The sequence below is a fragment of the Paenibacillus hexagrammi genome (assembly GCF_021513275.1).
Taxonomy (GTDB): Bacteria; Bacillota; Bacilli; order Paenibacillales; family NBRC-103111; genus Paenibacillus_E; species Paenibacillus_E hexagrammi.
Genome location: NZ_CP090978.1, coordinates 2,018,426 through 2,044,242 on the forward strand (window position 1 = coordinate 2,018,426; position 25,817 = coordinate 2,044,242).

Here is a 25,817-nt window from a genome sequence, read left to right on the forward strand (position 1 = left end):
TATACAAGTAGTTAAAAGAAAGAAGGTAGCGCCGAATGGGGAAAAGAAGTCTTTTCAGTTGGAGATGTCTAAAGATCGGATGATACGGGCGGATTTTTATCCTGCATCAAGCGCCGAATCTCTAGGAACTTTGATTGTCTGTCATGGTTACAAGGGTTTTAAAGATTGGGGGATGTTCCCGCATGCGGCAGAGGCTTTAGCCTCAGATGTGGACGTTGTTGCTATAAATTTCTCGCATAATGGGGTGGGAGACGATCTGCTTGAATTTACGGAGCTTGAAAAATTTGCAAAAGCAACGTACTCCAAAGACTTGGAAGATTTGAACGCAATTCAAAGGCTGGTTGCATCTGATGAATTTCAAACAAACATCATGCAAGCGGAGCAACTGCCGGTTCATTTTCATATCAATGATAGCTTCAAGCCCGCTAATAGAAGTAAGCCGTTTATTTTTCTCGGTCATAGCCGCGGAGGGGCTGTTTGTCTCATTCATGCGTTGGATCATCCAGAAGCGAGCATCGCCGGTGTTATTAGCTGGAATGGAATTGTGGATGTAGACCTGCTCAGCGAAGAAAATAAGGCCGAAATGAGAGAGAAAGGCGCAGCTACACGCTAAATGGCCGTACTAAGCAGATGATGCCTTTGGATCTGGAAATTTTGGAAGACATGGAAAAAGAGCATGAGCGATTTGATATATTGGGTCGGATCGCAAACGCCAAATTCCCTGTTTATCTCATCCAGGGGACGGAAGATGGGGATAAACGTCGGAACGGCTCAGCTAGCCTTGCAGCCAAGCATACGAGGACGCAGTGGATTCAAGTTCCAAGCGGTGATCATACCTTTGGAACGGTTCATCCGTTTCGTGGAGAGACAGAGCCATTGAAACAAGCTATTGAAGCAAGCAAAGAAGCAATTCGCAGCATGCTGCAAGCATCATTTTGACATGAAGTAGGGCATGGACATGCGGATGCTATCAACCAGGCAGTTTATCTTCATCGTCATGACAACGATTACAGGATTGGCCGCAGCGTATTTGTTGAATATTCCTTTGGCCTTTGGATTCGCTCTGGGGCTTATTGCACTCCTGGGATTTTCCTGGAAAGCTGGCCTATCTGCCAAAACTTTAACCGGGAGCATGCTTGCTGGAATGAAGCATACCAGAGAAGTGGTGTGGATCCTTGCATTAGTCGGTCTTCTGATTCCGGCCTGGACGGCCAGTGGAACGATTCCTTATATGATTGACAGCGGCATCCATTTCATAGATCCCCGATATTTTGTGACATTTGCATTTGTGCTTTCTGCTGTTATTTCTATGCTGCTAGGCACCTCTACCGGTACACTTAGTTCGGTCGGGATCCCGCTGATGGGACTTGGAGGCTACTTACACATTCCTTTGTCGATGCTTGCTGGAGCACTCGTCTCAGGGGCTTTTGTCGGAGACCGCACATCGCCGTTCTCAAGCGCAAGGCAGCTGACAGGAGCTTCAACCGGAGTGAAGGGGAAAGAGCAGTGGAAGGCTATGCTGCCGACTACGGTGGCGGGTATTTTGGTAGCTGTTGTATGTTTTGCTTGGGAAGATTGGGAGGGAAGCTGGCACCATGCTGGTATCGCCGGTTTTCAGCAGCAATTCGGTGAAGGCTTCATATACAGTCCGTGGCTGCTTGTTCCCGCAGCTATTCTATTGTTGTCTATAGCTCTGCGGCTTGGCACCAGGAACGGATTCATGCTTTCTATACTTTCAGCTGTTACCATAGGCAGTCTATTTCAACATATTACATGGACAACATGGTTTCAGTATCTGTGGAACGGATATAGCTCGGATAGATTCCATAGCCTTGAGACCAAAGGCTTCTCCAGCATGATCGAACTCATGGTTCTGATTTTGATGGCGGGAGCTTTCAACGGAATCCTTGAAGAAAACAAAGTGCTGCAACTGTTTATGGAAAAACTGCTAGGGACGAAGCCCACCTTGCTTGGAGCGACAATGCGCACATCGATATTCGGTTTATTGCTGTGCTTGATTTCTTGCAATCAAACGCTCCCCATCATGATGACAGGACGCAGCTTGCTTCCAAGATGGGAGCAAACCTTTCCGCGACATCAACTCACACGTATCGTGGCCGACACTAGTCTGATTTTTGCAGCTATGGTTCCTTGGAATTTGCTAGGCGTTCTTTGCGGGACCATACTAGGCGTACCAGTCGAAAGCTATATCATGCATGCGCCATTCTTATGGTCGCTACCGGTCTGTACCTGGATTTGGTCCTATGTATGTGTGAGAGGGGAGACGGGCAGTACATATGGAATTGATCGTTGACAATAAAACTGAAGCTTGATATATTGTTATTGTCTACGATACGACTTGTTAGCTCAGCTGGGAGAGCACCATCTTGACAGGGTGGGGGTCAGTGGTTCGAGCCCACTACAGGTCATACAAAAAAACCTTGTAAATCAAGGTTTTTTTTCTTTTTTATGCGACACATCCAAGGTATTTGGTATGTGTCTTTTTTCGTTGCATTATACTTATCCATTGCAATATAATAAAAACAGAACATACATTCCTGTAAAAAGGAGTGAATCTATTTGACTAATTGTATCATTAAGGGAACGAGATTAAGTAAATCAACAATTTTAAGTGATATGAGGTGCTGGGATGGATGAATGGACTTCTCAGGTTGTTGTAAATAACATTCACTTTACTATTGTTGCAAATAAGATATATTCTCCATCACTTGATGAGTTTGTATTTGAAGTTGAGATTAGTAAAGAATCCAAGGTTATTTATACTTCCACAACCAATATTTACTCTAAAAGAGAAGTTGAAGTATGGGCAAGAGAGATATTAAAATGCGAGATTCTAAAGTTTAATTGGCTGGAAAGTGAGTAATTTTAATCATACTGACATTAGATTCTGCTATAGAAGTATGCTTATAAAATTGTACAGTTTAGTGCTGACGATACAGTTGATTGTAAATCGTGAAACGTTAATGTCTATAATAGATTTATGTAAATTGAACGCTTGAGTGACCTTCAATTTCAATATTTTTAGTCATGAGGGAGAATAGTTGTAGATGATCAAAATAAGTAAATCAAAGGTAGAGGCAGAGCTAAGGGGCTTCATCGGGGCGGATGTGTATATCCATAGCGAGGCAACATCATTCGTATTTGTACGTATGTAACCGGTAAAATGGAGTCAACAGAAAACAACAAATAAGAATGAACACTCTTTCCATCTCATACCCCACCCTATTAAAATCATCTTAGATCATAAAGATTAGGGTGAGGAAGAGATATGAGGCGCTTAGAGAGGTGGCATATGTACTTCTCCATACTCGGAATGAAGGAGCAGGGCTTAAAGATCACACAAATTGCACGAAAGCTAGAGGTATCCAGAAATACGGTGTACAAGTTCTTGGAAATGAATCCAGATGAATTTAGTAAATATTTGGAACAACTGGAGACTAGACAAAAGAAGTTAGATGGATATGAATCGTCCATTCTACAATGGTTGCGGGAATATCCCGACCTGTCGGCTGCTCAAATTCACGACTGGCTCAAGGAACGGTTTCAGGTGCAGAACATTTCAGAGGGAACAGTGCGAAACTACGTAAGGGACCTTCGGAAAAAGTACAACATCCCCAAAGTCATGCAAGCCAGACAATACGAGGCTGTACAAGATCCTCCTCCGGGTTATCAGCTACAAGTAGACTTCGGGGAAACAAAGCTCCGGAATCTTCAGGGAAATTTGGTGCGGTTGTGGTTCATGGGATTCGTCTTGTCCCATTCCAGGCATAAATATGTACAGTGGTTGGACCGTCCCTTTACTACGAAGGATGTGGTGGATATGCATGAGGAAGCGTTCGCATTCTTCGGTGGGATCCCGCAGGAGATTGTTTACGACCAGGACCATCTGCTTCTTACCAGCGAGAATCATGGAGATTTGTTATTCACGCATGAGTTTGCAAGTTATGTTAAGCAGCGGGATTTTCGAATCCGAATGTGCAGGAAACAAGATCCTGAAAGTAAAGGCCGCATCGAAAATGTAGTCAAGTATGTAAAGCGAAACTTCGCAAGGCATCGCCTCTTCGCTAACCTAGACAGGCTCAATGAAGACTGTGTAGCTTGGCTCCATCGCACGGGAAATGCCAAGATCCATCACACCACTAAAAAAATACCGGCCGAAGTCTATGCTCTTGAAAAAGAGCACCTCCGCCCGGTCCACACAAAAATAAACTCGCTACCACCAAGTATAACAAGGACCGTTCGGAAGGACAACACCATTTGGTATGAAGGAAACCGGTATTCAGTTCCGCTTGGAACCTATGACGGGACAGACAAGCAAGTGAGTATTCAGGTTACGGAAATGGGGCGCCTAGCGATTCGAGATCTGGACAGCGGGCAACTATTGGCCGAACATCCACTGGCCACAGGCAATGGACAACTCGTTCAGAACACCAATCACAAACGAGATCGAACGAAGGGCATTGCAGCCTACATCCAAACCGTAGCGGAAGCATTCCCAGACCCAACAGCGGCTAGCCCCTTCCTAAACGAGATTTACAACCGTAAGCCCCGGTACATTAGGGACCAATTACAGCTCATTCAGCGTGCTTTGGAGCCCGCAGAGCCGGATGCTGTAACGAAGGCTTTGGGTTACTGTATCAAACACCGTTTGTATCGGGCAACCGACTTTGCTGATGCAGTGGAGCATTACAAGAGGCCGAGACCACCGGAAATTCCCTCAGAAGCTCCTCTAAAACTGCTAAGCGATCAAGATCAGTCCAAGCGTAAAGTCAAGCCCCAAATTCGGGAGTTCGACGCCTACAAGGCCATTCTTACGGGGGGACAGCGATGAATGAAGTGACTGTAGAACTTAGACAAGCACTACGAAATCTCAATCTAACGGAAGCGGCTCAGGTCATCGAGCAAACATTAATGGAAGCGGACTCCAAGGAATGGACCTGCCGCCAATTCTTGCAATGGCTCCTGCAGTACGAAATGAACCGCCGCGAAGAAAAGCAACTCGCCAAACGGTTTCGCTGGGCTCTGTTTCCGGAGATTAAGAGGCTCGACGACTTCATGCTAGAGGAGCAGCAGTCGCTCAGCAGACGGCAGTTTAACCAACTAAGAGAGCTACTTTGGCTCGAGCAAAACTACAATCTAATTTTTCTGGGGCCGCCGGGCGTGGGAAAAACCCATTTGGCCATAGGTCTTGGCGTGGAAGCATTGAAAAAAGGGTACCGGGTCAGTTTTATTACGATGGACGGTCTCATTCAATTATTGAAAACGGAGACCATATCAAGGGTCTCTGGGTCCAAGCTCAAACGGCTATACCGATCCCAACTTGTGATCATGGATGACTTGATGTTTATGGCCATGGACCGTTATGAAGCCAACTTATTCTTTCAGTTTATAAACAAGTTATATGGGCAATCCTCGATCATCTTGACCTCCAATAAGGGTCCGGATGATTGGGGAGAGCTACTAGGCGATCCTGCCATCACCACAGCAATCCTGGACAGAATTCTGCATAAAAGTGAAATCATCCAGCTCCAAGGGGACAGCTATCGGTTGAAGCATCGACAGACCATTTTCAGCTAAAACTGTTCAAACTTATTTATCGAAAAATGCTCAAATGGACTTGACGGTTACAACGTAATTTTAAGGTTCATGTTACTCATTCGTTTATAGCGGGGAAGGTCCCTTTCGTGTGGCTCTTCGATTCGACGGGCATGGCTGGCTGCGAATGGAAGCGCTCACGCATTATGAGGTAGCTGAGAACCGGCTTTTGTTGGCCGGCTATGACGATAGAGGTCGGATGAATGTTGCCCTTCACTTAGGAAAGGAGCCGTTTCCGGAATGAATAGGACAGATACAGACACGCGAAAGATTCTTGCGATTCTTGCCCATCCTGACGACGAGTCGTTTATCTGTGGGGGTACTCTCGCAAAATATGCAAGTGAAGGGGTCGAGATTACGCTGGTTAGCGCAACACGAGGTGAGATGGGACGACGCATGGGTAATCCGCCTTATCTCAATCGGGAATCAATGCCTGCTGCACGTGAGTTGGAGCTAAGGCAAGCCTGTATGTGCCTTGGCATTCGAGAGCTTCTTTTCTTTGATATCCGTGACAAGACGGTGGAGTTTGCGGATGAGGAGAACCTGATTGCACGGGTAGCAGCTCTCATCCACGATATTGATCCTGATGTAGTGCTTACTTTTCACGAAAAACTGGGCGGACATCCAGATCACTGCGCGATCGGAAAAGCAACGACTGCCGCTATGAGGCGGACAGGACATCGTAGTAAGTTATATTTCATTACGTTCGGTGATGCGATGAAACATCCGGCGCGGTTTGGGTATACCCGTAAGGATGTTATTCAAGTCGATGTTCGTGATCATTTGGAAGCGAAGCTCGCTGCGTTTCGAGCTCATCGTTGCCAAACGGAAATTGACGAGTGGGTATGGCTGCCCGACAAAGAGGCACTGCTGAAGCTTAGCCAACATGAATATTTTTTGAAAGGGAACACAGAGACTCCCACGCAGGATCTCCATGATTTGTTTTAGCAAAGGGTCCCCCAAGCGGGCCCAAGCGGGGGCTATAGTGATTTATGGTATCGAATAACTACTAATTATTGCAGATCACTGGCAACAGTGGTCTATTTTTATGTCTGATTGTTCCTGTATTTGTATGAGTATCCGCGTTAAAAGACTCAGATATATGGTTTTCTTACACGCCTAGCCAAGTATTTACACTATCTACACATCTTTGACCTGAACAGCACCTGGAAATGGTGACTTATTAAACTTTGTAATGGATAGAACCAACCCATCTGTATATAAAAACAGAACAAAAGATAGAATTACCTCATTAAAAGGACACTTCACAATTGAGTAAAATTGATTTTGTAAAACGCTTTCAATTTCGCGTTGTAACTGAAAAAGAAGAGCGGAGGGTCAGATGTCAGCAAATGCGTCTGGCCCTGCTTTTGCTCAATGTGCTGTAGACCGACCGTCTCTTCACTAAAGGAGGAATGCTTATCGAGCAGTTCAATTGTATAGTCCTAGCATCATCCATATAGGGGAAATGGAGGTTGATGGAATGATCCGAACAACTATGAAGACATGGTGCAGTATACTGCTTTGCTGCACGCTGGCTAGCGGAGTTTCCTTGCCAGCTTTGTTCATTCAAACGGCAGAGGCAAAAGCGCCGAGCTTTTATTCGGGACTAGAAAGCAAGGACGGTACATTGCCCGCTTGGGTTAATGAGTCAGAAGCAAGCGAGAATGTAAATGATGTTCAATCCCAGATCACGAATGAGAAAAGGCAGTCCGGCGCGCAATCACTGCTTTTTAGCGGTATAAGCACAAGTGTTAATCATGCTGCTGTGTACAATAAAGTGTTTGATGTGAATATCGACGTTAACGACGATACAACTTTGTCGTACTGGGTCTATCCGCAAAGTGAGGAGAACAGCAGGTCTGTGGCTGTAGATCTTGCGTTTGAAGACGGCACTTATCTGCACAACTATGACGCTTTGGACCAACACGGGGTTCAGCTTCAAGCGAAGGAGCAGGGGGAGGATGGTGCACTAACATTAGATACATGGAATTTTGTGACATCTAAGATCGGCTCTGCTGTGTCAGGCAAAACCATTAAGCGGATCCTTGTTACCTATGAGCGTGTAGGAAGGGCTGGCAGCTACAAAGCTTTTTTTGATGAGCTGCAAATTCGAAATGCAGACTTTGATCCCACCCTGTATGCAGACCCCCTGCTAGGCTCGCAGAACAATAAGCTGGATATTATCGGGTTCGGCGGCAACCGCGGTAATACATTTCCGGGGCAGTGGTGCCCTTCGGGATGATCCAATGGAGCCCGGATACCGGCTATAACGATTTGGGTACGGGGAAGGCCCCTTTGGGCTCGGGCTATGATTATGACCGCACCTCGATATCCGGTTTTAGCTTAACCCATATCGATGGACCTGGATGTGATATCGGGCAGAATGTGCCGATTTTGCCGGTGGTCGGGAAATTAAACAAATCGCCGGCGACTCATTTTGAGGATTATGCGTCTCGCTTTCAACGTGCAAATGAAGTTGCAACACCGGGTTATTACAGTGTGCTGCTTGACAAATACGACATCAAGAGTGAATTTACGGCAACGGAACGGACCAGTATCGGCAAGTTTACGTACCCCGCATCCACTCAGGCTATGATGCTAATCAACACAGGGATTAACGGTACGGGGTGCGGGATGCCAGCGTTAACATTGATGCAAGCAGCGGGATTGTAACCGGTTCTGTCAATGCAGGTGGATTTTGCGGAACGAAGGGCAGCGGTACTTTAGCTGAGAACACCAACAATTATACGGTTTATTTTGCTGCAGAGTTTAATGTGCCTTTCACTGAGGTAGGGACTTATAAGGGCTCAGATATCTCGAAAGGAAGTGTGTCCGAGCAATCCGATGTGCCCGACAATCGCAAGGTTGGCGCCTATGTCCGGTTCGATACGACCGAGCAGCAGCAGGTGTATGTCAAGGTTGCGCTTTCCTATACGGATATCGATCATGCCAAGCTGAATCTAACAACCGAGAATCCTGGCTGGAACTTCGATGCTGTGAAGCAGACGGCACAAGCCAAATGGAAAGCGGCACTGGGGAAAATTGAGGTTTCCGGAGGAACGGAAAAGCACAAACGGATGTTCTATTCCTTCTTGTATCATTCATTAATTCATCCGAATGTGTACAGTGATGTGGACGGGGATTATAGAGGGTTTGACCAAAAGATCTATAACACGAATGGCAAGTACACGCATTACTCTACTTTCTCCGGGTGGGATGTGTATCGAACACAGATGCAGCTGATTGCTCTTCTGTTCCCTGAGCTCGGCGCTGATTTTGCTCAATCACTAGTCGATGATGCCAAAAGCCGAAGCGGCTTTCTGCCGAAATGGAGTATCGCCAATTCCGAGACGAATGTGATGAACGGGGATCCTGCCTCGATTACGATTGCGAATATGTATGCGTTTGGTGCGAAACATTTTAATGCCCAAGAAGCCTTGCAAGTGATGGATTACCATGCCTCTACACCGTCTCCGCTGAACGGGCGATTTAATCTGGATGACTATGTAAAGCTAGGTTTTATCCCGATCGAACGCGGCGGTTGGGTGACCGGCTACACGATCGAGTATAATAATGCGGATTTTGCTATTGCGCAGCTTGCTAAAGCACTGGGCGACGAGGAGACCTACAGCAGGTACCTTGAACGCTCACAAAGCTGGAAGGACTCTTTTAAAGACGGCTATGTCCAGTCCCGTCATACTGACGGAAGCTTTGAAAGCAACTTTGATCCAGCCTCCGAGCACGGCTTTCAAGAGGCGAACTCGGCTCAATATACATGGGTGTTGCCTTTTGATTACAAGGGATTGTTTGAAAAAATGGGCGGATTAGATGCGGCCAGAGACAGGCTGGATTTCTTCTTCCAAGAATTAAATGCCGGTTCGCAGGAGCCGCACTCCTTCTTAGGTAATCAGGCGAGCTACGGCGTCCCGTGGGCTTATAATTTTGCCGGAGAGCCTTGGAAAACACAGGAGATTGTGCGCAAGGGAATGGTTGAATTGTTCCATGACGGTCCCGCCGGTATGATTGGAAACAATGACTTAGGCGCGGGTTCGGCCTGGTATGTACTCGCTGCACTGGGCATGTATCCGTCTATTCCGGGTGTAGGAGGCTTTTCGCTCAGCGCGCCCATGTTTGAAGAAACGATCATTCATGTGAATGGCTGTAACCAAATCAAGATCGTTGGCCATGGAGCATCAGAGGATGCTAAATATATCCAAAACCTGAAGCTGGATGGGGAAAACTACGATAGTACCTGGCTGCCCTACAAGCGTATTCACAACGGGGCTGTGCTTGACTTTACACTGGGAACGACGCCAAATACGAGCTGGGCAACCACTCCTCCGGAACCGCTTAACGTTTCTAAATCTGTGCAGACTGACAGCTTGGCAGCTTGGCAGCAGCAACCACAGACGCCCCGGCATGCAGTAACCCTGCTCGAAGTGAAGCTGCAGTGGAAAAGGTGGCAGAGGAGTTGACAGACATGGACAGCGATAGCGGACACGGACATCGACGCATTCAACCCTCCATGCCTGCCAAAGACCTGGCAAGCATTTATGAAGATGCTTTGTTGGCATCGCTTAATTCGGCAAGTCATCGTGAGGAAGCGATGGACGTGAAGGGGGGCGTTGAACCAATGAGAGGGCCCCTCATTAGAAGAATTTTCCTGAAAATTCTCCTGCCGTCATGCTTTGCGCTGCTGGTTTGCTTAATACCGATTTTGTCCGCTCAAGCAGCAACAGACGATCTTGTGAATGTAGCGACTGCTGATCATCTGATCGTGACCTTTAACAAAGAAAATCCGCCAAGTGAAACGGCCGACAAATTGTTTGACAGTAGCCCGAATACCAAATGGCTTGGCGCGCAGCCAACAAATGTGTGGGTGCAGCTTCAATTCAAATACGGAGACACGCAAGCTGTTCAAAAGTATGCGATGGTATCAGCCAACGATGCGCAGACGCGAGATCCGCAAAATTGGCGGGTTGAAGGCTCGAATGATGGAAGCAATTGGACGGTATTGGATGAGCAGACTAATCAATCCTTTAGTGCGCGGTTTCAAACCAAAGAATACACCATTGCGGATGAAAAGGTGGCCGAGTACGCCTACTATCGTCTATTCATCCTGTCGAATAGCGGGGAGCGTGTTAATACTCAATTAGCCGATTGGAAGCTGTATGCTCCAGCACTTGATGATGCTTCTTCGGTAAAAACAGCCATTGACTCTTTAGATTTAGGTGATACCAGTGCCTTATCCCATGGAGTAACGCTTCCCGTTAACTTCAAGAAGGGCACCACGATTACGTGGGTCAGTTCCAAGCCCTCTGTGATGAATAACGCAGGCAAGCTGCTGAGACGTCCGGGGCTAGGCGAACCTAATGAGCAATTGACCTTAACGGCAACGGTGCAGAAGGGCTCAGAACGAGAGACCAAACAGTTTCCAATTACGGTGTTAGCTATGACGGCAGCAGATTCAACCTATGAAGCGGGAGTGGACTTTGAAACCGGCTTTGAGTCTGGGGACATTTCGCCGAAGGATACAGCAGGTCCAGCTGATACCTACAGAGTGCTGCCGCTTACCAAAAATGTCGGCGAGTTCTGCTGTGGAATCGGCGGAATGGAATCCAAAAAAGGATCGGCAGCACATAATGGAGCGGGAGCGCTGCTGTTTTCCGGTGATGCTCTGAATAGTGCGGAGGCACATGCGTACAACCAAATTTTTGATGCAGAGCTGATGATCAGACCTTCTACAACTCTTTCCTACTGGGTCTTCCCAGAGAAAGAATCAGACGTCCTGCCGTCTCTTGAACGCACAACAAGCAAGTACGTCGCGTTAGATATTTTGTTCACAGATGGTACCTACTTACATGATCTGGGGGCAAAAGACCAGCATGGCGTGACTCTCCATCCGAACGTTCAAGGTGCAGGCGGTTTTATTATCGAAGACCAGTGGAATTACGTCTCGGCTAATATTGGAGAGGTAGCAAACGGGAAATTCGTTGATCAAATCTTACTCGGCTTTGACGCCGGCGGAGCAGAGCCCGGTTATTTCCGCGGTTCCTTTGATGATATTACCATCGAGCATGATTCATCGGCGGGAGAGAGCAACACGAGAGCTGTCAAAGCAGCAAAGGAAGAACTGAACCTGGGGGATACCTCAGCAGTCTCCTATGATTTGAGCTTGCCTACATCAGGTGCTCAGCAGACAATCATTTCGTGGCAGAGCTCTAATCCAGAGATCCTAAGTGCTGCAGGTGAGCTTCTATCCAGACCTAATCCAGGTGAATCAAGTGCTGCGGTTGACCTAACGGCAACAATTGGAAAGGGCGATTCATTTGCTGTGAAAATGTTTCACATACTTGTTCTCCCGCTTACCCGTGCAGAAGCCGTTGACATGGACGCAGCGCATCTTCAAATAACACACGTCACTGCCGTTGCAGATGATATCCTGCTTCCCATTCGCGGCGAGCATGGAACTTCCATTACTTGGGAGAGTGCAAACCCGGCAGTGCTGAGCGGGACTGGTCAAGTGAGCCGCCCGGGTCAGGATCAGCCGGATGCAGAAGTAACACTGATTGCTACCATAACAAGTGGAGCTTCCTCCTTGACCAAGTCATTTTCTGTAGTTGTTGTGGCTCATGGTAATAAGGGAGACGTGCGGGCTGACACAGCGGAGCTTCATCTTGGTGATTCCGCAACGGTAACAAATAATGTCTATCTGCCGAAGTCAGGCCGATTTGGTTCAACTATGATCTGGGAGAGTACCAACGACAGCGTAGTAAGCAGCACGGGTATCGTACATCGGCCTGGCGTCGGACAGCCGGATGAAAGTGTCAAGCTCACGGCCATCCTGACCAAAGGCGAAGAAAGCCAAACGAAAGAATTTATGCTTCTCGTCAAGGCCATGAACGATAATGAAGTAAAGGTACTACAGGCTGCGGAAGCTCTTGATTTGGGCGATACGAGCGCAGTTACCAAGAACTTAACCTTGCCCAACTTCGTGCCAGGCATCCCTGACGTTATGATAACGTGGGCTAGTTCTGACTCTTCCGTTGTGGACTTTCATGGGAATGTCGTGCTGCCCTGCCCAGGAGAGCCGGATGTAACGGTAGCGCTGATAGCATCGATTCAAAGCGGCAACGAACGGTTAACCAAATGGTTTACCGTGACCGTCAAGGCTCTTCGAGATGCGAATTCAGAGAACGATGATGCTTCACTAAGTGAAATCATGGTGGATGGGCAGCAGATAGACGGATTCAGCGCAGATGTACGGACCTACACACTGGAGCTTCCGGAAGGGACGACAAATGTGCCGGTCGTATCCGCAGCAGCCAACGATCCTCATGCGGAGGTTGAAATCATTCAGGCTTCAGGCTTGCCTGGAGAAGCAGACATTACGGTGACAGCCGAGGATGGAGTAACGAAGCTGACCTACAAGGTTCATTTCAAATTGAATGGGGCACCAGAATCGGTTGAAGCGGTATTGCAGGGAGCGGACCAAGTTAATTCCGGAGTATCGTTTGATCTCATCTACGATCTGAAATCTGTCACGCAAAGCGTCTACGCGCAGGATTTGACCTTCACCTATGATCCCAAAAAGGTAGAGCTGCTTTCCGTCAATTCCGCCAAAGCTGGGGTGGAAATTGTAGATCAGCGGGAATCAACGGGTCAAATTCGTGTTCTTTTAGCTCGAATTGAGGAGAATGAGGAAGCCTCTTCGCCAAGTGAAGGGCTGCTTGTCCTGAATTGGAAAGCGAAGTCTCTTACAAGCAACGCACAGACCGAAATCTCCCTGTCGAATGCCGTAATCGCGGGTGGTACAGGTGATGAAATTCCGCTGAGTCCTGTTTCGCATACGGTACTGATTCAGTATGTGAATAAAACATCACTTCTATCTTTGCTAGCTAAAGCGCAGCAAACTTATGATGCAGCAGTAGAAGGAAACGGTGCTGGCCAGTATCCGGCGGGCTCCAAAGCTGCTCTGCAGAATACCATTCTTGGGGCGCAAGCAGCAGCGGATGATGCTCAATCTTCTCAAGTCGAGATCGATCAAGCGGAAGATAAGCTGTACACAGCGCTGCAAGAGTTCCTCGCCTCCGTCCATACAAAGAATCCGGGAGATTTGAACGAAGATGATTCGTTCAGTATTGGGGATCTAGCCATTATGGCTTCGTTCTATGGAAAAACTTCCAATGATCCAAATTGGAGCATGTACATGAAGGCGGATTTAAATCATGACGGTCTCATCGATATCACTGACTTAGCAGTTATGGCCAGTAAAATCATCAATTAGACCAATTCTGTTATGCGGAAGGTGCCTCACAAGCCATGAAAATGGCTGGGGCATCCTCTTGATCATTTTCGGAAATCACTAGGGGCTTTTCCAAAATAATTTTTAAAAGAATGGGTGAACGAATAGATGTCTGAAAAGCCAAGCGTCAAGGCAATTTGAGTGATGGGCTGGGATGTATCTTTGATCATGGTAAGCGCCTTTTCCATCAGCATTTTCTTCATGTACAGCTGCGGGCGGACTTTCATCTTTTTAAAGAACATGTTCGAGAAATGGACACGATGAATGCCTAAATAATCGGCGATGTCTTTCACCGTAATCCCTTCCGTATAATATAGGTGTATATATTCCAGACTCATGTTCAGCCAATGATCGGCAGAATATTTCTGGGTTTTGATTGTGGACATTTGGATCAGTTGATTAAAGAGGGAAATTAGTTGCGCAAGTAAAATGAGGTCATCGCTTTTCGATTGTTTTTCCCATGTCTCTGCTAAGTTGAAAAGACAAGGATGGAAATCCGAATCAAATATTGATTTCACGTAAGGCGTTTGCGGCGTAACACCGAGCCGGTGGGTAAGTAACGGGAGCATTTTGCCGTCAACGGCGATCCAAAACATTCGAAGAGTCTCGCTAGCTTCAGGTGAGATGAAGTATTGGTGAGTTCTGTGAGGAAACAGCAGGAATAGATCACCTTGCTGAAGCTGCAAATGATGATTCTCATAAATAAAGTTTACGGAACCGCTCAATACAAAGTGAAAGCTATAATAAAAAATACTGCTGGGCCCAATTTTATAATTAGGTTTAGCTTCGTTATAGCCGGTGCGAATAGGAATGATCCCGGAGTGTCGCTCGAGCTGAGTGGGTGTATGGTAGATATGGTGTGCAAACTCGTGTGTATATTCATCCATCAACTGAATTGTTCCCTCCCCTTAATCATAAGTGAAGTGCTGAGCTGCATGTTCCATCATACTACAAACAAACAAATGGACATAGTACAAATGAACATTTAAGAACGCTTTCAATCTGATAAAGTTAATGAAGGAAGGAGGAAAAAATTCATTCGAAAGTCATGGATACGGAATGGTTTCTCGCAGGTGATGGGAATATTCAAGAGTACATGGAGGGATTTATGTCTAGAGGGAAAGCGATAATGAGAAGGATATCGACCGTTTTGCTTGTCATGATGTTAAGTATCAGCATGCTGAGTATTTCCGGTTCATTTTTGCAAGTTGTGCATGCTGCGCAGGCTCCTGTATTAGATTCACTTTCCTTGAGCGGTATAACACTGAGTCCTGCATTCGACCCTAACACTACAAGCTATACAGCGACAGTGGATTATTCGTTGAATTCGACAACGGTGACTGCTGGCACATCATCTTCCGGAATTACAGTGAATCCAGCAGACTTGGGGACAAAGTCTCTCGTTCCCGGAAAAAACAAACTGACGGTTAGCCTGACTGACGGTACTTCGACCCTCAATACCTACACCATAACCATTGATAAATTCGTCAGATTAGATGAAAGAGACCCAAATATCACCTATTCGGCGATTTCGGGGAACTGGACACTGACTAATGGTCAGGGCGACTATAACGCTACTCTTTCTGCCCATAATGTTGCCGGCAATTATACGGAATACACCGGTTTTTTTAGCAGAGTCATACTTGGAACAAGGATGGGACCTGGCGCTGGGATCGCGGATGTCTACCTAGACGGCACCTTTGTCAAAGAGGTTGACTTATACAAAAGCTCAGTTACATACAAACTAACGATGTATGACAGCGGAAATATAACGCCAGGTCAGCATACCATTAGAATGGTCGCGACAGGCAATAAAAACAGCAAAGCAACCAGTGCATACGCAAATTTTGATTATATTGACTATATGCCAAGTGTGTCATCCATACAAGTAAGCAGCCAAAGCGGTGTTTCGATGATACATACAAAAGAAGGATCGTTGCAGCTGGAGGCAAACGTGTTTCCCGCCGATGCTGCTGTAGAGCGTTTGGTAAATTGGAAAGTGTATGATGGAGCAGGAAGCGACAAAGTAAGCCCATCGACCAGGGCCACGATAAGCCCTACCGGACTTTTGACAGCTAAGGATGATGGAACAGTAACCGTGTTGGCTGCCGCTAAGGATGGTTCGGAGGTCGTGTCCAATGAGTTTACTGTACAAATTTCCGGTCAGAACGGGGCTGGAGTTATTCCTGTAAGCTCCATATCAGTGAGCAGCGGGGACGCTGAATCGATCATACCATCCAAAGGCGGAACTCTGCAGATGGTCGCGGATGTATCACCTTCAGATGCGACGGATGCATCGGTAAACTGGTCCGTTACGAATGGGACGGGTAGTGCGACGATTGATGCCAATGGACTTCTGACAGCCGTTTCGAAAGGAACTGTCACGGTTAAGGCAGTATCGAAGGATGGCTCCGGTGTAGGTTCAAACGAGTATACGGTAGCCATAGCTTATCCACAGACTACCTTCAACAATCCGATTAAGATCAACAGAGGAGGAGATCCTTATGTGCTTATGGCGGATGATGGTTACTATTACATGATAGTTACCGAAGGTGCGGGCAAGAACAATAGAATTACCCTCAGAAGATCACAAAGTATGGCTGGGATTTCTTATGGAGAACAAAAAGTTGTTTTTACCATGCCAGCAGCGGAAAATGACGTCTGGGCAGGAGAAATCAATCAGTTGGGCGGTAAATGGTACATTTACTACAACAGCACCAGATCCGGTGACACAGGCAGAAGGATGCATGTCCTTGAATGTGCAGACACCGATCCTATGACGGGTACTTGGACTTACAAAGGACAGGTCAGTGACGCTGCGAACGAAAATGCCATTGATGGAGATGTATTCGAAGTCAACGGGGATTTGTATATGCTTTGGTCTGGGAAATATGATGCGACAAGAACGCCTAGCGATATTCAAAGAATATATATCGCACATATGAGCAATCCGTGGACGATTGATTCCGCAAGAGTCATGATCTCCGAGCCGACAGAGGAATGGGAAAGACGTGGTCAACCCGTCGATGAAGGTCCGATCGCTTTAATTAGAAATGGTAAGGTCTATGTGACATTTTCAGGAAGCTTCTACCAAACGAATTATTACTGCTTGGGTTTATTGACTGCGAATCAGAACGATGATTTGCTGAACCCGGCTTCCTGGATCAAGACAGGGCCCGTATTTACCGGTTCCATCGCAGATGGTGTAGTATCAACTGGACATAATGGATTCTTTCCATCAGTTGATGGAACGGAAGATTGGTTTGTCTATCATTCCGTTAGTAGTTTGAACCAGGTTCCGAACGAACGTGATGTAAGAATGCAGAAGATCACATGGGACGGGGATGTGCCGAATTTTGGAGTACCAGTATCCAACACCACGGAATTGCCGCTTCCTTCCGGAGAGGCTGCTTCCGATAAGTATGAAGCGGAGAATGCAACCTTATTAGGCTCTACTATGTTCACCAGCTCTAACCCCGATGATTATGACGGTTTTACAGGCATCGGCTATGTGAATTACCAACATGCTGCTGGAGACAGCGTCACATTCCAGGTGGTAGCAACGGCAACGGGAACCTATCCGATCTCGTTTAGATATAGCAATGGCGCGGTAGATTCCAAAGTCATGAAGCTTACGGTCAATGATACGGTAGTGGACGATGGAATTGCCTTCCCTACAACATCAAATGGCAATGACGCCAAAGGTGTGCCTTATATCAATTACTCTCTTGTAGGCAAGGACGTTACGCTTCACAGAGGAGCAAACACAATTACACTAGAATCAAACGGCAGCAGCGGTCTTAGACTGGACAGCTTGATTGTGCCTGAGCTTGGCGGCGGCGAGGTAGTCAGCGCGCAGGAGGTTGCTAACGGTATCGCATCCATCGCAGCACCCGATAACAATGCCGCTGCTTTAACTCTTCCGGCCGTACCTGAAGGGTTTACGGTAACCATTAAGAGTTCGAGCAATCCGGCTGTCATCCAAACGAACGGAACCATCATCCCTCCGGATGAAGAGACGACCGTTAATCTGATTCTGGAAATTACTCGGACAGCCGACGGTTCCACAGCTGAAACCGGAGTCATTCCTGTATTGGTATCGGCTAGTGCAAAGGGACCTCAAGCCTCATTAACCGGGATGGACAGCGTGATTGCGGGTAATTCATTCGATATGACCTATGAACTTAATAACGTCACCGGCCGTGTCTATGCTCAAGATCTTACTGTAATTTTTGATCCGGAAAAGGTGGAATTCGTCTCCGCTGAATCCATCAAAGACGGATTCATTATCGTAGATAAAAAAGAAACGAAAGGTGAGCTGCGTATCATTGCTGCCGGAATGGGCGAAGGTGCGATACCCTTAGGCGGCTTGATGAAGCTCCATTGGAAGGCGAAGCCGTTAACAGAATCGTCGACAACTTCGATTGGAATCACTAGCATTGTCATTGCCGATGAACTTGGAGCAGAGACTCAAGTTGATGACACGTCTCATGACATAGCGATTATGTTTGTAGATAAGACGGCCCTTCATGCACGGATAAGCGAGGCGGAGCAAATCCATGATGCAGCAGTCGAAGGTTCGAATGCCGGACAGTACCCTAGCGGTTCAAAAGCCTCTCTACAAACAGCAATCGATAGCGCTGTGGCGGTAGCTGTCAACCCTGCTGCTACTGAAGATGAAGTCCAGGCAGCTGAAGAGCAACTGAATGAGGCACTGCAAGCGTTCAATGATTCGGTCATCACAAGAACTCCTGGAGACCAGAATCAGGATGGTAGAGTGAGTGTAGGCGACTTAGCTTTAGCTGCTAAGTATTATGGAAAAACCGCGAACGACGCAGATTGGGAGCAATGCAAATTTGCCGATCTCAATGATGACGGCAAGATCGACATAACCGATTTGGCTATGTTAGCACGAATGATACTTAACTGGTCATAATGAGAGAGAAGAGGAGGACTGTCATGGTCTTCCTCTTTGATTTATCTAAATTCCGACTGACGCAACGTACTCTATGGCATATGGATAGCTTCTCACTTCATAGAATTTAACGGTAATTTAAAGAAGTAGCAGTATAGCAATGGGATGGCAGCGGATATCAGCCAGGCCAATAATGGACGCAAATGATGAATCCGAAGCAACGTGTACAAGAGGATATTGAACGATGCGGACCACCAAAAATTCCAGCCATTATCATAGCTAACGCCGGATACGATAAAGAAAATATATTCAAGGATGGAATTTAAAGCGGACCAGCACATTATATAGATTGCTTGTAGAGTGATTGATTTTCTATCCGGGTAATTGCCGAGGTATAGGAGGACGACAGCAGGAAAATTGATAAAATCGATGCCGAGTGTGATGAGGACATGGTTAGCATAAATGTGCTTGTCAAAGCCAATCGGGTTGAATTTCCACATCGTAAAATTATAGGTGATTAGATAATAAAGCAGATCACCAATGATTAAATACAGGATGCTCACCTTTTTATCCAATATTCTTAGGGGAAACCCCTGTATACATGACACAAATAAAAAAATCCCTTACTATTCAGCCGATAGTAAAAGATTTTCATACAAACGTATATTAGTGATGACTGTGATATTCTTTTACGGACAGAAACACAATGGAGCCAAGCAACGATAGACCGATACTATTCCACAATACTTCGACCATAAGGATCCCACCTCGATATGATTGATTAAGGACTATTATACTACTATTGTAGAATTTTGTCGAATTAATAGGCATTTTCGACTATGACGTTTGATTGTTTACGAATAGTTTTTGCTCTTATGTGAGTAACCTGCTAAGGTAGATGTAGATTCGGCGAGGAAATGTAAAGGATAGGAGACATGCTGCATGCAAAATGTATTCATCATCTCGGATCATCATTTCGGTCATGGTCACATTATTGATTTTGAATCCCGGCCGTTTGCCGATATTCATGAGATGAATCATGTTATGATTGACACATGGAACGCTGTCGTTGGTAGTGAGGATAAAGTGTTCCATTTAGGGGATTTCTCGTTCTTGAATCGTGAGAAGACGAAGGACATCGTACAGCGCTTGCATGGATATAAGATATTGATTTTGGGCAACCATGACAGGGGCCGTTCCGGAGCTGGTGGCTTGATGTCGGCTTCGACGAGGTCAGTGAATACCCGATTGTATACCAAGGATTTTATCTATTATCGCATGAACCCATGTATATGAATAAACACATGCCCTATGTCAATATTCATGGACACATCCATGGGCAAAAATATGAAAGCAACCAATACATCAACGTGAGCGTAGAACGATGGAATTACGAGCCGGTTAATTTTACACATATTCAATCGCTGGTCGCTCCGAATGAGGAGCAATAATACGTACTGCTCAGCTGAAGCATCAAGAACTCAAAAAGATATCAAAGACCGTCTAGGTGTGAATAGTACCTCCAAGGTTTGTTTGTACGATGGGGGTCACAGTTCAGGAATCGAGACGGTCTTTCTTTTCAAACGGCCTGAAACACTTTCGCTTGAAGAGGTGGTTGCTCAGGTCCTTTCATGGTGACAGTTTCGACTTGTAATCTCCATTGTTTGAACAAATCGGGTTGAATGGCTAGTTGTTGTACGATGGTTTCGGCAGCAAGTGTAGTTTTCGGCATGTTCATCTTGTCTCCTATTGTTTGGTCTATAAATAATGGAAGACAGAAATAAAAAATCCATCTTCCGTAGGAAAGATGGTCGGTTGCACTACTCGCTCCTTCGATTCCAAGCGCCCACATACAGAATCGAGATCAAAGCTTCCCAAATGTTCAATTGATTACTTTTATCATAGCCTTATTAAGGTGAGGAGTAAAGGGGATTAATTGTCGTGAAGAGTCGAATTGAATCAAGTTATGGTAAATTTCGAGCGTGAGGAATGGTTCTTGGCGATGGACAATACCATAGATATAGATCAATAACCGCATAGGAGGGGATAAGATGAAGCGTCGAACTTCCAAAAAACTGCACATCTTGTTGTACTTGATACTGATGTCCACGATTCCGGTGATGATCTACCTTCAATTGCACAGTGAAGTCATGCTGAGTATGCTGCTGCTTGGGTTTATGTTTGCGCTTTGTATGGTGATGTTCTGGGCATCCGCCAGAGAGCATGAATCCGAGAAGCCTGTGAATCAGAAGAGGTATTTAAATTAATACCAGGGATGGATGAATAGACAGACTTAATGCTGGGAAATATCACCATTATCTGTAGAGTCAATATGAATTTCAATGTAATGGTCAACATGATCCAACACGTCGCTTAATAAGCCCTGGTTAAATATCACTTCATTGTGTATGGCACTGTATGTGTTATCTTCTTTGCTGATTTTGAAGCCCCTATAGTTTTCATAAACGGTTCTCATACACGATCACTCCTTATTTGATGTATGAATCAATTTCATAATGAGCTATAAAACAGAATCCAAAACTATATGTTGATATTTAATATCTTAAAAGTCTATATATTGGTGCATTCTGCTGAATTGCTAATTTCGAAATTGATTCGTATATCTTAAAATATCATCAATCGTACCGGAATGATAGAGGTGTAAAATAAGAGATTTTGTCAAAAAAAGGCCCGCTGCGTCATGCAGCAGGCCCCTTCTTGATGTACGAGCTCATATATATGAATTACCAAGCAAACGCGCTAAGGATAATCACCAACAAAATATATAGAACCAGAATTGCTGCGGCAGAAGTAGTACCAACGCCTCCACATGCGCTTTCAGCTGCATAAGCCATTCAAATCACCCTTTCACTTGATTGATTTGCCTTACATCACCATCATATGAACGAAGCGGAGGCTTGATTGGGCCATCAGGAAGATGTGCGGTTGTACCGGTTTGGGCCTCTGGGAGGATTATACATCTTCGACTTGTCGTGATATCATTGATACACAACGTATCAATGATATCAAAAGTAATAGAGAGGTACACTCCATGAACAATCGTATCGAAATCAAGCTTATCCTATCTATAGCTGCTGTATTACTACTGCCAATTTCGGTATGCGTAGGCTCAGGAATCAGTTCGTCAACAGTGTCGGCCAGCAGCGCGAGCGGATCAGAAACAGCAGTGAACGTGAATACTTTGAATGTCGAGGACCTGGGTAAGCCTCTCGCAAAATCGGCTTATGCACGGAATGTGTGGGACATGCAAGTATATGATGGAAAAGTGTATCTAGGTTATGGCAACAGCAGCAATACGGGGCCCTCGCCTAATGCTGGTCCAATTCCTATTGTCTATTATGATCCTGCTGCCAGCCGCTTTAATACGCAAGAGGTGGCAGCTGCCTCCACCAAAAAAATGAATAAATATGTGGATGAGGAGCAGATCGATCTCTATAAAATCATCAAAGGCAAGTTGTATATTCCTGGTCATGACCCGCGGGGAGACAGCTGGGACTTCGGTAATTTTTACAGACTGGATCAAGACCAGTGGAACAAGTTCAGAAATATTCCCAATGCAATCCATGTATATGACATGGCCTCCTATCATGGGAACCTTTTTGTCGGCACGAGCGCCAAATCTTCGGATGTATTTGTATCCAAGGATGATGGCAATAGCTGGTCCAAGTTGGCTGAGTTACATGCATTCGGTGCTAAGCGTGTGTATACGCTCTTCGAATTTAAGGACACCTTGTATGCATTGGGCAGCCTCCTTCCTAAGAATGATAAGTGGTCAGACGAAAATAAAATGTTATCAATAAAAGGGCAGACGAAACATGGCTCTGATAAGCTGGTTACCGAGGAGCTTACGGTGTATGGAAGTAAAATGTTTCCTGGACCTGAGGTTCATGTTAAGGAAAACAAACCTCCATATATGAGGATGGTTCGAACTACGGTGGTCGGTGATCGGATTGTTTATATTGGCGGTGAGGTCTACAATGATCATCAGTGGCAATCCAAAGGGTTATTTATCGCTAAGGACATTAACGATGCGAGGCGTATTGGTCTGCCTAATGGTGAAGCAGTTCCAATGGATATACTCATCCGTGACAATCATATTTATGTTCTCGCCTATGTGAAATCGAAACCGAATGTATATACAAATCTTGTCTATCAAGCGAAGGTATCCGAACTGGACCATGATTCCGCTTGGTCGGAGATTGTACGATTTCCTCAAGAAACGTTTGCGCGATCGTTCGAAGAGTTGGATGGTTCTTTTTACTTTGGGCTGGGAACGGACATGGATCCTATTTCAGAATCGGCGGGTACAATTCTTCGGGTACACGAGCGTAACAATTCGGGTGTGCCTACTCTGAATTCTCCAGTGTTGGAGGATTCTAACAAGGATGATGAGCAGGAGAAGGAACTGACTATATGGGAGCGGCTCAAACAGATGGTGCAACACATGCTGGGAGCAATGTAGTTCATGCATGTATTAACTACATGTCATCAGCGTCGGAGAAAAGCTGCTTAAGCTCGTAATGGACCCGGTTTTATAGAATACAAAAGACGCGAGCGCGCTCGCGTCTTTTCTCTTCCAATTATATCCCGATATCATCGACTTTATCTTCAGGCTGGCCATTGCTATTCACGGGCTCGTTATCATTAACGCGAAGCCCATGGCGCTCGTGCGCGCGAGTATCTTCATAGATCGTGGTGGGATCTCGATCGGTTTCTATGGTTGGTTTCGTGTTTGGCATCTTAGGGCCTCTCTTTCATTAAATAAATACCATGTTACTATGATCGGGAACCCATAGACTTATTCATGTTAAGCTTAAAAAAGGACCATCCCCTGTTTTAGGCAGGAAACAGTCCTTAGCTAATGTTGCATACAACTAAAACAAGTACCTACTTTTGAAATCCGGACAGCTGTTGTTCAGCGATTTGCACGAGGCGTTTGGTAATGTGTCCGCCAACAGCTCCTGCATCACGTGTAGCAAGGTGTCCGTTGTATCCATTAGGGGAGAGGGGAACACCAATTTCCTGAGCGACTTCAACCTTCAGTTGATCTAGAGCTGCCTTTGCTTGTTGTACGACTAAAGTATTGTTGCTAGCCATTCTCAATCATCTCCTTTGTTTTGGTACACACCTATTATGTGAATGTTCAGATAATTTATACATGAGCATGTTTCATCTTCCTGTGAATATATATGAGGCGAAGCAACCTAATCTGAATTATTGTCAAGCCGATAGGAGGAATCCGAAATGAATCGGTCCGAGGTCATTTTGGAATTGCAGCTTGTCCCGGAATTGCTTAAACAGGCGGAGGCGATTTATGCTGATGCAGTGACTGAGCTTGCGTGGGCGAAACATGAGCTGTTGTCCAAGGAGTGCGAGGTTATTGGAGAAGGATTGGTAAGCGGAAAGAACGAACAGCAGCGTCAGGCTGAAATGTGGCCCTATACGAAGGAGCTTCAAAAAAAGGTCCTACAGGTAGAAGCCGCTTTGGAGCAAACGAAGGTGGAGTACCATTTTTATAAGAGGAAGCTGGAGAACCTACAGACAATCGCGAGATTAATGACTATATTGTAATTGAGAGGAATTCATCTGCAATCGAACCCGGTTGCGGATATTTTTTTGTGAAAAAATCTCCCTGCGACATGTTTACCCTGGAATTTACTTGCACAATATAAGGGTAGATTTTTGTAAGTACATAGAAAAGCAGAAGGAGCATTTAAACGATGAAATCCAAAAAACTACTCATGTCCGCCAGCGTTTTGCTGTTTACTTTAAGTGGATGCCAAAGCGCTAACATGGCTGCGTCTGCAGAAGCGGCTGCTCCGCCAAGTGTAGTGAATGTTGCAATTGTTGGGACAGCAGGCAAGCAAATCGGAACGGCCAAGCTTCAGCAAGTAGCAGAAGGTGTCCGCATTCAGCTCGAGGTCACTGGGCTTAAGCCAGGTGTGCATGGCTTTCATATTCATGAAAAGGGTGTGTGCGAAGCTCCTGACTTTACTTCGGCGGGAGGACATTTGAATCCGCTGCATAAGCAGCATGGCTTCAAAAATCCTAAAGGTCCACATGCAGGAGATCTGCCTAATCTGACGGTGGATTCACAGGGTAACGGACGGATGGATGTCATTTCCAAAGAGGTAGTCCTTCTTCCGGACAAGCCTAATTCGTTGTTCAAACCGGGCGGCACTAGCCTGGTGATACATGAACAGCCTGATGATATGGTATCGGACCCAGCAGGTAACTCAGGCAAAAGAGTCGCATGCGGAGTTGTGAAATAGTCAAAGGGGCGTCGATGTAGCATGATAAAAACACAAGACCTAAAGCTTCAAATGGACGAGTTGACCAAACAAAACGACATGGTACTGATCGAACTGGAGCAGGTAAAGAAAATGCTCCTGGGAAGTTCAGGATCACAAGGATCACAAGGATCACAAGGAGGCCAAGGGTCCCAGGACTCCCAAGGCGGTAGTGGGCAAAAAGGCGGGCAGCAGCAGGCGTCAGGACAGGACCAACAGTCGCAGGCAGGGGGCGGAGGTCAGGGGCAGCAGTCCCAGCAGTCTGCGCAATCCGGAAAAAGCAGTGGTGGTTCAGGCGGCGGTCAAGTGTCTGATTTGGCGTACGAGCTGCTTAAAATCAAGGATATGGTGGATAAACTGGAGCAAAAAACCGCCAAATACGTTAGTGACCAATCTAGCGGTTCTATGACAGAAAAAGACGCCGTCAACCTTGTTCTGACACTCATGAACGGCATGGTAGATTGGGCCAGTGAGTTCGTTCTAAGTAAAAGTTCGGGATCGGATCAATTGCAATAAGACAAAAGGACCGCTTGTGCGGTTCTTTTTGTCGAATTGGCATGTTTTCGATTAATTTTCCTTTATATCTCTTTAATTTAATTTTTAGAGGTTTCGACAATATGCACTTATTTACAGAATCTGTAATGACCGATAAAGTATAGGGTAGAAG

25 protein-coding genes, 1 tRNA gene and 1 riboswitch are annotated in these 25,817 nt (G+C 45.9%); of the genes, 21 read left to right on the plus strand and 5 right to left on the minus strand.

From position 1 onward, the window contains the following. The first annotated feature begins 58 nt into the window (after nucleotides 1-58). The 13 genes from L0M14_RS31465 to L0M14_RS08735 all read left to right on the plus strand — a co-directional run bounded on the left by L0M14_RS31465 (nucleotide 59) and on the right by L0M14_RS08735 (nucleotide 13,906). A complete protein-coding gene (locus L0M14_RS31465; protein WP_311198856.1) occupies nucleotides 59-613 on the plus strand; it encodes an alpha/beta hydrolase family protein in 555 nt (184 codons plus the stop codon). A gap of 26 nt (nucleotides 614-639) precedes the next feature. After that, nucleotides 640-939, plus strand: a complete 300-nt coding sequence (locus L0M14_RS31470; RefSeq protein WP_311198857.1) for a hypothetical protein — start codon at nucleotides 640-642, stop codon at nucleotides 937-939. Between the two features lie 19 nt (nucleotides 940-958). Next, on the plus strand, nucleotides 959-2,314 hold the full coding sequence (locus L0M14_RS08690) for a Na+/H+ antiporter NhaC family protein (RefSeq protein WP_235121756.1): 1,356 nt from the start codon (nucleotides 959-961) through the stop codon (nucleotides 2,312-2,314). Between the two features lie 42 nt (nucleotides 2,315-2,356). Continuing rightward, a tRNA-Val gene (locus L0M14_RS08695) sits at nucleotides 2,357-2,429 on the plus strand. 221 nt (nucleotides 2,430-2,650) lie between these two features. After that, nucleotides 2,651-2,884 carry a hypothetical protein gene (locus L0M14_RS08700; RefSeq protein ID WP_235121757.1) on the plus strand — a complete coding sequence of 78 codons (234 nt, stop codon included), beginning with the start codon at nucleotides 2,651-2,653 and terminating at the stop codon, nucleotides 2,882-2,884. A 429-nt stretch (nucleotides 2,885-3,313) separates the two neighbouring features. Further along, nucleotides 3,314-4,852, plus strand: coding sequence for an IS21 family transposase (istA, locus tag L0M14_RS08705; protein ID WP_235120825.1), 1,539 nt, complete (start codon nucleotides 3,314-3,316; stop codon nucleotides 4,850-4,852). Then, nucleotides 4,849-5,598: an IS21-like element helper ATPase IstB gene (istB, locus tag L0M14_RS08710; RefSeq protein WP_235117588.1), complete on the plus strand. Its 750-nt coding sequence runs from the start codon at nucleotides 4,849-4,851 to the stop codon at nucleotides 5,596-5,598. Before istA ends, istB begins: the two co-directional genes overlap by 4 nt. A gap of 109 nt (nucleotides 5,599-5,707) precedes the next feature. Then, nucleotides 5,708-5,860 (plus strand): DUF1806 family protein, encoded by a 153-nt coding sequence (locus tag L0M14_RS08715; protein ID WP_235121758.1) that lies wholly within the window; start codon nucleotides 5,708-5,710, stop codon nucleotides 5,858-5,860. Continuing rightward, a complete protein-coding gene (locus L0M14_RS08720; protein ID WP_235121759.1) occupies nucleotides 5,857-6,564 on the plus strand; it encodes a PIG-L family deacetylase in 708 nt (235 codons plus the stop codon). The genes L0M14_RS08715 and L0M14_RS08720 overlap by 4 nt, the downstream gene beginning before the upstream one ends. A 535-nt stretch (nucleotides 6,565-7,099) precedes the next feature. Continuing rightward, nucleotides 7,100-7,861 (plus strand): hypothetical protein, encoded by a 762-nt coding sequence (locus tag L0M14_RS08725; RefSeq protein WP_235121760.1) that lies wholly within the window; start codon nucleotides 7,100-7,102, stop codon nucleotides 7,859-7,861. Beyond that, nucleotides 7,858-8,292, plus strand: coding sequence for a hypothetical protein (locus tag L0M14_RS30965; RefSeq protein ID WP_260115455.1), 435 nt, complete (start codon nucleotides 7,858-7,860; stop codon nucleotides 8,290-8,292). Before L0M14_RS08725 ends, L0M14_RS30965 begins: the two co-directional genes overlap by 4 nt. Continuing rightward, nucleotides 8,247-10,094 (plus strand): GH92 family glycosyl hydrolase, encoded by a 1,848-nt coding sequence (locus L0M14_RS08730; protein ID WP_260115456.1) that lies wholly within the window; start codon nucleotides 8,247-8,249, stop codon nucleotides 10,092-10,094. Before L0M14_RS30965 ends, L0M14_RS08730 begins: the two co-directional genes overlap by 46 nt. Before the next feature lie 5 nt (nucleotides 10,095-10,099). After that, nucleotides 10,100-13,906 carry an immunoglobulin-like domain-containing protein gene (locus tag L0M14_RS08735; RefSeq protein WP_235121761.1) on the plus strand — a complete coding sequence of 1,269 codons (3,807 nt, stop codon included), beginning with the start codon at nucleotides 10,100-10,102 and terminating at the stop codon, nucleotides 13,904-13,906. Nucleotides 13,907-13,968: 62 nt separating this feature from the next. Here the strand turns inward: L0M14_RS08735 and L0M14_RS08740 are convergent, their stop codons facing one another. After that, a complete protein-coding gene (locus L0M14_RS08740; protein WP_235121762.1) occupies nucleotides 13,969-14,811 on the minus strand; it encodes a helix-turn-helix transcriptional regulator in 843 nt (280 codons plus the stop codon). A 221-nt stretch (nucleotides 14,812-15,032) separates the two neighbouring features. On the opposite strand from L0M14_RS08740, the gene L0M14_RS08745 reads away from it, so the two are divergent. Beyond that, a complete protein-coding gene (locus L0M14_RS08745) occupies nucleotides 15,033-18,860 on the plus strand; it encodes a family 43 glycosylhydrolase (RefSeq protein ID WP_235121763.1) in 3,828 nt (1,275 codons plus the stop codon). A 92-nt stretch (nucleotides 18,861-18,952) separates the two neighbouring features. Here the strand turns inward: L0M14_RS08745 and L0M14_RS08750 are convergent, their stop codons facing one another. After that, a complete protein-coding gene (locus L0M14_RS08750; RefSeq protein WP_235121764.1) occupies nucleotides 18,953-19,414 on the minus strand; it encodes a CBO0543 family protein in 462 nt (153 codons plus the stop codon). A gap of 367 nt (nucleotides 19,415-19,781) precedes the next feature. Between L0M14_RS08750 and L0M14_RS08755 the strand changes: the two genes are divergently transcribed. Together L0M14_RS08755 and L0M14_RS08760 are read left to right on the plus strand one after the other, a co-directional pair. Further along, entirely contained in the window at nucleotides 19,782-20,135 is a 354-nt protein-coding gene (locus tag L0M14_RS08755; RefSeq protein WP_235121765.1) for a metallophosphoesterase family protein, read from the plus strand. Continuing rightward, entirely contained in the window at nucleotides 20,132-20,290 is a 159-nt protein-coding gene (locus tag L0M14_RS08760) for a metallophosphoesterase family protein (RefSeq protein WP_235121766.1), read from the plus strand. The genes L0M14_RS08755 and L0M14_RS08760 overlap by 4 nt, the downstream gene beginning before the upstream one ends. Before the next feature lie 128 nt (nucleotides 20,291-20,418). Here L0M14_RS08760 and L0M14_RS08765 read toward each other — a convergent pair whose 3' ends face one another. Next, entirely contained in the window at nucleotides 20,419-20,571 is a 153-nt protein-coding gene (locus tag L0M14_RS08765) for a hypothetical protein (RefSeq protein ID WP_235121767.1), read from the minus strand. 71 nt (nucleotides 20,572-20,642) lie between these two features. Beyond that, a riboswitch (cyclic di-GMP riboswitch) is annotated at nucleotides 20,643-20,723 on the minus strand. 167 nt (nucleotides 20,724-20,890) lie between these two features. Here L0M14_RS08765 and L0M14_RS08770 point away from each other — a divergent pair. Then, nucleotides 20,891-21,106 carry a hypothetical protein gene (locus tag L0M14_RS08770; protein ID WP_235121768.1) on the plus strand — a complete coding sequence of 72 codons (216 nt, stop codon included), beginning with the start codon at nucleotides 20,891-20,893 and terminating at the stop codon, nucleotides 21,104-21,106. A gap of 26 nt (nucleotides 21,107-21,132) precedes the next feature. On the opposite strand, the gene L0M14_RS08775 is transcribed toward L0M14_RS08770, so the two are convergent. Next, nucleotides 21,133-21,315, minus strand: coding sequence for a hypothetical protein (locus tag L0M14_RS08775; protein ID WP_235121769.1), 183 nt, complete (start codon nucleotides 21,313-21,315; stop codon nucleotides 21,133-21,135). 576 nt (nucleotides 21,316-21,891) lie between these two features. Here L0M14_RS08775 and L0M14_RS08780 point away from each other — a divergent pair. Further along, nucleotides 21,892-23,322 carry a hypothetical protein gene (locus L0M14_RS08780; RefSeq protein WP_235121770.1) on the plus strand — a complete coding sequence of 477 codons (1,431 nt, stop codon included), beginning with the start codon at nucleotides 21,892-21,894 and terminating at the stop codon, nucleotides 23,320-23,322. Nucleotides 23,323-23,747: 425 nt separating this feature from the next. On the opposite strand, the gene L0M14_RS08785 is transcribed toward L0M14_RS08780, so the two are convergent. Then, nucleotides 23,748-23,957, minus strand: a complete 210-nt coding sequence (locus tag L0M14_RS08785) for an alpha/beta-type small acid-soluble spore protein (protein ID WP_235121771.1) — start codon at nucleotides 23,955-23,957, stop codon at nucleotides 23,748-23,750. 147 nt (nucleotides 23,958-24,104) lie between these two features. On the opposite strand from L0M14_RS08785, the gene L0M14_RS08790 reads away from it, so the two are divergent. The 3 genes from L0M14_RS08790 (at nucleotide 24,105) to L0M14_RS08800 (ending at nucleotide 25,666) form a co-directional block, all read left to right on the plus strand. Next, nucleotides 24,105-24,431, plus strand: coding sequence for a hypothetical protein (locus L0M14_RS08790; protein ID WP_235121772.1), 327 nt, complete (start codon nucleotides 24,105-24,107; stop codon nucleotides 24,429-24,431). Between the two features lie 149 nt (nucleotides 24,432-24,580). After that, a complete protein-coding gene (locus tag L0M14_RS08795; protein WP_235121773.1) occupies nucleotides 24,581-25,132 on the plus strand; it encodes a superoxide dismutase family protein in 552 nt (183 codons plus the stop codon). Nucleotides 25,133-25,153: 21 nt separating this feature from the next. Beyond that, complete coding sequence (locus tag L0M14_RS08800) at nucleotides 25,154-25,666, plus strand: hypothetical protein (protein ID WP_235121774.1); 513 nt, start codon at nucleotides 25,154-25,156, stop codon at nucleotides 25,664-25,666. Nucleotides 25,667-25,817 lie beyond the last annotated feature (151 nt).